The organism is Acinetobacter rudis, from assembly GCF_000829675.1.
GTDB lineage: Bacteria > Pseudomonadota > Gammaproteobacteria > Pseudomonadales > Moraxellaceae > Acinetobacter > Acinetobacter rudis.
In genome coordinates, this window is record NZ_BBRX01000104.1 from 1 (window position 1) to 7,731 (window position 7,731).

6 protein-coding genes are annotated in these 7,731 nt (G+C 39.1%); 2 read left to right on the forward strand and 4 right to left on the reverse strand.

The annotated features are described in order from the left end of the window. A partial coding sequence (locus tag Aru01_RS17370) for a DUF4139 domain-containing protein (protein WP_042111685.1) occupies positions 1 to 1,244 on the forward strand: 1,244 nt, incomplete at its 5' end. A 99-nt stretch (positions 1,245 to 1,343) separates the two neighbouring features. On the opposite strand, the gene rnk is transcribed toward Aru01_RS17370, so the two are convergent. The 4 genes from rnk to Aru01_RS17390 form a co-directional block, all read right to left on the reverse strand. Then, positions 1,344 to 1,748 (reverse strand): nucleoside diphosphate kinase regulator, encoded by a 405-nt coding sequence (gene rnk / locus Aru01_RS17375; protein ID WP_016655382.1) that lies wholly within the window; start codon positions 1,746 to 1,748, stop codon positions 1,344 to 1,346. A 666-nt stretch (positions 1,749 to 2,414) separates the two neighbouring features. Continuing rightward, a complete protein-coding gene (locus Aru01_RS17380) occupies positions 2,415 to 3,431 on the reverse strand; it encodes an Ldh family oxidoreductase (protein ID WP_016655381.1) in 1,017 nt (338 codons plus the stop codon). A 12-nt stretch (positions 3,432 to 3,443) separates the two neighbouring features. After that, on the reverse strand, positions 3,444 to 4,847 hold the full coding sequence (locus Aru01_RS17385) for an amino acid permease (RefSeq protein ID WP_370736893.1): 1,404 nt from the start codon (positions 4,845 to 4,847) through the stop codon (positions 3,444 to 3,446). 189 nt (positions 4,848 to 5,036) lie between these two features. Further along, positions 5,037 to 6,437 carry an amino acid permease gene (locus Aru01_RS17390; protein WP_016655379.1) on the reverse strand — a complete coding sequence of 467 codons (1,401 nt, stop codon included), beginning with the start codon at positions 6,435 to 6,437 and terminating at the stop codon, positions 5,037 to 5,039. Between the two features lie 481 nt (positions 6,438 to 6,918). On the opposite strand from Aru01_RS17390, the gene Aru01_RS17395 reads away from it, so the two are divergent. After that, on the forward strand, positions 6,919 to 7,731 hold an 813-nt coding region (locus tag Aru01_RS17395; protein ID WP_042111687.1), incomplete at its 3' end, for a Glu/Leu/Phe/Val family dehydrogenase.

Here is a 7,731-nt window from a genome sequence, read left to right on the forward strand (position 1 = left end):
TACAAGATCAAATTAAAACCTTGCGTGATCAAATCGCAAGCCAAGATGCCATTATTAAAGCCGCAGAACTACAAAATCGTTTCTTAGAAAACTCAACCCGTGGATCAGGTTCAAAAGTACGCCGCGAAGCCTATGATGCTTTTGTAGCTGTTGATCTGGCGAATAAACAGAAAAAAGATTTAGAACAGCGCTTATCTGAATTACAGTCTGATTTAAATCGTATTGGCGATCACAACTTTAACCAAAGACAGCTAAAATTTTATCTACAGACCTTAAGCAGTGGTGAGATTAGCATTAGTTATGTTGTGCCCTATGCACGCTGGCAACCCATTTATAAAGCTGAACTTGATAGCAAAAATAAACAGCTCACGCTGACACGTATGGCCATGCTGATGCAAAAAACTGGTGAAGATTGGAATAATGTCAAACTCACTCTTTCGACCAGCCAACCAACAGCACATGTACAACAACTCAATCCAGAAGCATGGTGGGTTGATTATCAGCAGCCTCAGCCACGCCCAATGCCTGCACCAATTGCTATGTATGACAGTATGAGCCGTTCTAAATTGGCTGAAGAGGTTTATGTTGAAGAGCCTGCTGCACCGCAATTCCCACAATTTAACCAAGAAGAACTCAATTTTAGTTCCGAATTTCGCTCAAATACCAAGACATCCATCAGTAGTGGTCAACAGCAAATTCAACTTCCGCTTAAAACAGAACAATATCCAATTGAACTCAGCACTTGGGTCATTCCGAAACAGTCTGATCAAGCCATGTTAAATGTGGAGATTCTCAACTTTAATCAACAGTGGCCAGCAGGTAGTATTAAACTATATCGTGATGGTGACTTTGTTGGTCAGCAAAATCTCAACTTACTTGCCACCCAACAACCTCAAATTAACTTTGGTGTAGATCAACAAGTTAAAGTTGAAAAGATAGATTTAATGGATAAAAAAATTAGTCTTGCCAATGCTCAACAACAAACACAGCAAAAATATAAGTACATCATTGAAAATCAGCATAATTATCCAATCAAGTTGGTCCTTATGGATGCTGCTCCACAAAGTCGAAATAGCCTGTTGAGCACAGTATCAAAGTACAGTATGACGCCGACACAAACTCAGTGGCAGAACCAACCCAATATCAACCAATGGATGATTCCTTTAGAGGCCAAACAAAAGTTTGAGTTGCAGGTAGAGCACCAGTTTAAATACCCAGCCAAAGGCAATACTTCGGGATTTTAAGCTTGTAGCATCATGTCATGATGGACAATTACCCCTAAATGCATTCAGCCCAGTCAAATGACTGGGCTGTTCTCTATTGAGGATCTTTATCTCAGCAATTTAGAGGAAATTACCTTCACGCTCAGGTTGATAAAGTACCTTTTCAATTTTAACGCACATCATATGACCATCTGGTTGTGGCCATTCAATTTCCTGACCTTCCATCAAGCCTAAAATCGCAGCACCAACAGGAGCAACAATATTCACCTGACCTTTCTCACCTTTAAAGTCGTGCGGATAAACCAAAGTAATTTCAGTCGCCTCAGTCGCAGGAGCAATCACGACCAATACTTTGGCATTCATACTGACAACATTTGCAGGCAAATCTTGTGGTTCAACCACATCTGCACGGGCTAATTCATCCTCCAAATGCTGCATCGTTGGAGTCAAGTTAGGTTGGTTTTCTAACATCGTTTCTAAACGATGTAGATCCTGTGAAGAAATAATAATATTTGGTTTAGCCATTTATTGACTCCTTAAGCTAAATCAGCGCTCTATACAATATCGTTATGAGCGCCAATCATCTTACAAATAATGTAGATTGATTTTTTACACAATACTTTGAGTAATTTCTAACGAGATCCGTTATAGCATCCATAAAAAAAGCCCCGTAACGGGACAACAATCTAAAACTCAACAAGCGGAAATAGTTGATCGCGCATTAGCACGCCAGATAGACAATTAAGCTCGTTTTATCACAATAAAAACTTACTTAACGATTAGACATGTAAAACGAACATGTAGTCGATAATAAGCAATATAGACTACGAAGTAAACCACAATACCTTGTGAAATCTTGAAAAAAGTCTTTTAAAATAGGTATTCAACCAGTCTATCGACAAAGTGTGGCTTAGTAAGCTGCTTTATGAAACTGCTCGATTTCAGACAAGCGTCGTAACCTCAATTTCCCAAGCAGCAGTGCTATAAAATTTATAGTAAATACAAATATCTGGCTAAATGAGTGCTAATATCTTAAGTCTTGCCTGAAACCAAACTCACTTTAGAAAGGTAATACACCGTAATTATCCCGATCACCCCAGCACCTGAAATCAAAATATGCATAATACGATCCTTAGGCACACTGCTTTACTCAGCAGTGGCCGATTGATTTTTATTGATCCAATTAATGCCTTAAGTTCTGAGGTATTCAAGCAAATCTTGATAGACAATTTCATTGATGTTTATAGAGCCTGAAGCGAGATTTTCTGCGCGAGCTTTATAGCGCCGTGCTGATGGCATACGAATTTGCTGTTCTTCATAACCTTTAAAAAGTTGTTCTGCACTGTTTAAATAATACTGTGATTGAGAGCCTAATAATTTTTCTGGTGAGATCGCTAAAATAAACTCACCGCCCAAAGGTGAGCCCCCTGCACCCGCATCGATTTTCTGAGACTCTATACTCAACACATCACCAATGAGTGGGCCAGCGAGTAATTCAATCATCGCAGCCAATGCAGATCCTTTATGTGCACCAAAGGTTTTCATCGCGCCTGCATCCAAAATGACTTCAGGATCATTTGTTGGCTGACCTTGAGCATCAACACCACAACCATCTGGCAATGTTTGACCATTTTTACGGTGTAGCTCTATGTCTCCACGCGCCATAGCCGTGGTTGAAAAATCAAAAATAAATGGATTTTCACCATGGGGTCTAGGCCAACCAAAGGCCATCGGATTAGTTCCAAACAAAGGGATACAACCACCTTCAGGTACTACCCAAGCATGATTTGAAGTGCATACCAATCCAACTAGACCAGCATTGACTAAAAGTTCAACTTCGTACCACAGCGCAGTGGTATGAACACAGTTGTTTAAGGCCAACAAAGCAATACCTTGTGTATTGGCTTTCTCGACCAATTGAGGTATGGCTGTTTGAATAGCCAGTGGCGCCATCGCATTTTGCGCATCTACTTTTAATACAGACGCACTGATATCATGCACGATAGGAAGTAAATCAGCTGAAACCTTACCCTTTTTAAGCGATGTTACGCAGTTCAACAGCCGATATAAACCATGGGAGTGGCAGTCATCGAGCTGTGCCTGCATCAGTACCTCTTCAATGGCTTGTGCATGAATATCGCTATATCCTGCTTTTACTAAGACTTGATTACATAACTGCTTAGCTTGTACATGAGTCAGTTTAATCATTTTAAAATCCTTTTATTTATCGGCCAATGAAGAAGAAAATACGACAGGTTGACGAACTTTATTTTTTCGTAAAAAACTCATCAACAAAATGAATCCAGCAAGACTAAGCGTGACCACTGTTTCGTAGCGGTGTTGTTCAGAGAAGAACATATAGCCCAATACGCTTAACATGACGGCAATGATGAAATAAGTTAACCACGGGAAAAGCCACATTTTAAAATCGAGTTTGATCCCTTGCTTCTCTAAACGAGAACGAGACACCAATTGAGAAAAAGCGATCACCAGATAAACCAGCAGTCCAATTGCGTTCATCGTAGATAACAGCACCATAAAGACTTGCTCAGGAAAGCAATAATTGATAGCAACAGCGGATACTGCAACAACTGTACAGGCAAGAACTGCATATCGAGGTACACCGTTGTTTGAAACTCTAGCTAAAACTTGGGGAGCATCACCACGCTGACTTAAAGAAAATAACATCCTCGAAGCGGTATAAAGACCTGAGTTTAAAACGCTGGTCACAGCAACAAAGACAATCAGATCCATAACTAAACGAGAGCCCGGTACATTGAGCTTATAAAGAACATACTGAAAAGTGCCCATCTCATTGAGACCAGGATCATTCCAAGGCACGATACAAAGCACTAAGAAAATCGAAACAATGTAGAAAAGTGCAATTCGAGCAATCACTAAATTGCACGCCTTTTTAATTTGTACTTGTGGATTTTTTGCTTCGGCTGCCAAAATAGATAACATTTCCACCCCAAAAAAGGTAAACATGGAAATCATCATGCCAGTCAGGATAGAGCCATAACCATAGGGCATAAATCCACCATGATTAAGCATATTACTTAAACCACTGATATTTTTTTGCTCAGCCAATGGCCAAAAACCGAACAGCGCTAAAATACAAAATAGACAAAACCCAACAATGGCGATCACTTTAAGTAGTGCGAACCAAAACTCAAATTCACCGAATTTTCGTACATCCATTAAGTTAGTACAGGCAAATAGAACAATCGAAATCACAGCAAATAGCCACGCTGGAATTTCAGGAAAATAATGATGAAAAATATTGGCGCCCAAAATCGATTCAAAGGCAACAACCAACACCCAGAACCACCAATACAGCCAGCCAATCGTAAATCCCGCCCAATGACCTAAAGAATCACTTGCATAAGTTGAAAATGCACCAGAATCTGGTTTTCGAATCGCCATTTCACCTAACATGCGCATCACAAACAAAACCATGATGCCTGTCAGTGCATAAGACAGTAAAATAGCGGGTCCAATGGTATTTAAAGCTGTCGCAGATACGACAAATAAGCCAGCACCAACAATTCCCCCTAGAGTAATCATGGAAACTTGTCTATTGGATAATGCATGTTTTAGTTTTGAATCATTTGTATTATTAATCATAAATTCCCTTTAATCATAATGATTGATCAAAATAAATATTTACACCCACATAATAAAATGTAAATCACCAGACATTTAAAAGCATAAGAGTTTTTAGAATAGTCCAATTCTTTTTTATCCACCCCAAAGCATAAAAACAAAAAAACGCCAGTGAATGACGTTTTTAAACAATAAGAATATATATTATTAATTTACTGTTTTATCTTTTAAATATAAATCTGCCGTATTTCTTTTTCGAGTAACAAATTTACTTATTATCACAACCAAGAGAGTAATACTTGCTGAAAAGTAGGTTTCATAACGGTATTCTGGTGAAAAGAACATGTAGCCGAGAACTGATGCGATTACAACGATTACCGCCCAAGTTAACCAAGGAAATAACCACATTTTAAAATCTAGAACCACGCCTCTTCTTTGCATGTTATACCGCATTCTGAGTTGAGAAATAGCAATGACTAAATAGACCATTAACGCTATTGCTCCAGTAGAAGAAAGTAAAAATCCAAATACTTGTCCGGGGAATGCATAGTTTGCATAACACCCTGCAAAACCTGCTGCGCTTGAAGCCAGTACTGCAATTTTAGGCACACCACTTGGAGTCAGCTTCATCACTAATCGTGGTGCATCTTTACGAACTCCGAGAGAAAACAGCATACGTGAAGCAATATAAATGCCTGTATTCATACAACTACAAACTGCAATGAAAACAACAAAATCAATAATTAATCTAGTTCCTGGGACATTAAGAATATGTAATACATATTGAAATGTTCCCATTTCTGTAAGACCAGGTGCACTCCAGTCCACCAATGCCACCACCAGAAATATAGACACCAAATAAAATAGTGCAATTCGATAAATGACTAGATTAGTTGCTTTACGAATCTGCTCTTGTGGATTTTTGGATTCAGCAGCTGCAATTGAGACAACCTCAGATCCAAAGAAAGAAAATATAGTGACTAAAATACCTGAAAATACCGCACCAAAGCCATTCGGCATAAAGCCACCATGTGTATAAAGGTGCGAAACACCACTCACCTCTGCCAATGGCCAAAAGCCAAACACAGCCGCTAACCCAATGAGAATAAAAGCAATAATAGCCACGACTTTAATCATGGCAAACCAATACTCAAACTCGCCAAAGTTCTTCACATTTAATAAATTACTCATCGTTAGAAAGAACATGATGCCAACGGCATAAGCCCATGAGGGCAACGAGGGTAAATAATGATGTAGAATATTGGCACCTGCGATTGCTTCAACAGGGATAATTAGCACCCAAAACCACCAGTACAACCAACCGATACTAAACCCTGCCCAAGGGCCAATAGCATTTGCAGCATAAGTAGAGAATGATCCTGAATCTGGCTGTAATACCGCCATTTCTCCCAGCATACGCATAACGAGAAAAACCAATATTCCTGTTAATGCATAGGAAATTAAGATTGCAGGCCCTGCAACTTGTATCGCTGAAGCTGAACCAATAAATAGTCCTGCCCCAATCATTCCGCCAATCGTGATCATGGTGACTTGGCGATTTGATAAACTCGCGCTTAACTTTGACGACTCGTGTGAAATATTGCCCATTAAAATCCCTTTGTTCCTAGATAATCACAACAACTTATCGAAGACTGGTGCATCCCCACCTGCCGTATTTCCTACATACCATTTCTTTTTACTTCTGCTTTAACAAAGAAACAGCTCAGTATATTGATTACTTTTAAACGATCACCTGAGTATCTTTAGCATGGCTTTTTTTAACAAGCGAAAAAAGGGAATACCCCCACAACTTCTTTTCATAAATATTTTAATTTTGTTTAGATGCTTTTAATTTTTATTCAATTAATAATAGCGATAACATTATTTTTATCTCATGGTTTTATATTAACTTAAATTAAATATATTTATATATCTAACATGGAAAACATTTAAATCTAGTACTTAGCTATTTTAAATACAGCAAAAGTAGAAACAGGTATTCATTAACCATCAAAAATAAATATATTTTATTTAACTAAAGCATTTGATTTCAAAATATTTAAATCACAATGATTAATTAGGTTGCGCTATGAATCAGCTCTCATATGTACATCAACACCAATCTGCATGGAATAACTATTTAAGCCAATTGGATCGGGTAGCTCCATATTTAGGTGAATTAATCGACCAGCTCGATACCTTGAAACGTCCGAAACGTGCACTTATCGTGAATGTGCCAGTAGAAATGGATGATGGCACAATTCAACATTTTGAAGGATTTCGAGTACAACACAGTCTGACTCGAGGTCCTGGTAAAGGCGGTGTTCGTTATCATCCATGTGTAGATTTAAATGAAGTTATGGCCTTATCTGCTTGGATGACCATCAAATGTGCAGCTATAGATCTGCCCTTTGGCGGTGCGAAAGGTGGTGTTCGTGTCGATCCATCAGCATTATCTGAACGTGAGTTAGAGCGCCTGACCCGTCGCTATACTGCCGAAATTAATAATGTGATTGGACCACAAAAAGATATTCCTGCCCCTGATGTAGGAACCAATGCTCAAGTCATGGCATGGATGATGGATACCTATTCGATGAACGCAGGTACGACAGTCACAGGAGTGGTCACGGGCAAACCCGTTCATCTGGGGGGATCATTAGGTCGATCCAAAGCAACTGGCCGTGGAGTCTTTATTACAGGTACAGAGATTGCCAAGAAAATTCAATTAGATATCACACAAGCAAAAGTTTGTGTTCAGGGTTTTGGCAATGTAGGTAGTGAAGCAGCCTTTTTATTTGCTCAAGCTGGCGCCAAAGTGATCGGTATCCAAGATCATAGCGCAACTCTTTATCAAGAGAATGGCATCGACATTGGCGCACTACAACAATATCAACTTATCCAT

Coding starts and splice junctions, on each gene's coding strand:
- rnk (WP_016655382.1), bottom strand. CDS start 1,748: ATGGCTAAACCAAATATTATTATTTCTTCACAGGATCTACATCGTTTA.
- Aru01_RS17380 (WP_016655381.1), bottom strand. CDS start 3,431: ATGATTAAACTGACTCATGTACAAGCTAAGCAGTTATGTAATCAAGTC.
- Aru01_RS17390 (WP_016655379.1), bottom strand. CDS start 6,437: ATGGGCAATATTTCACACGAGTCGTCAAAGTTAAGCGCGAGTTTATCA.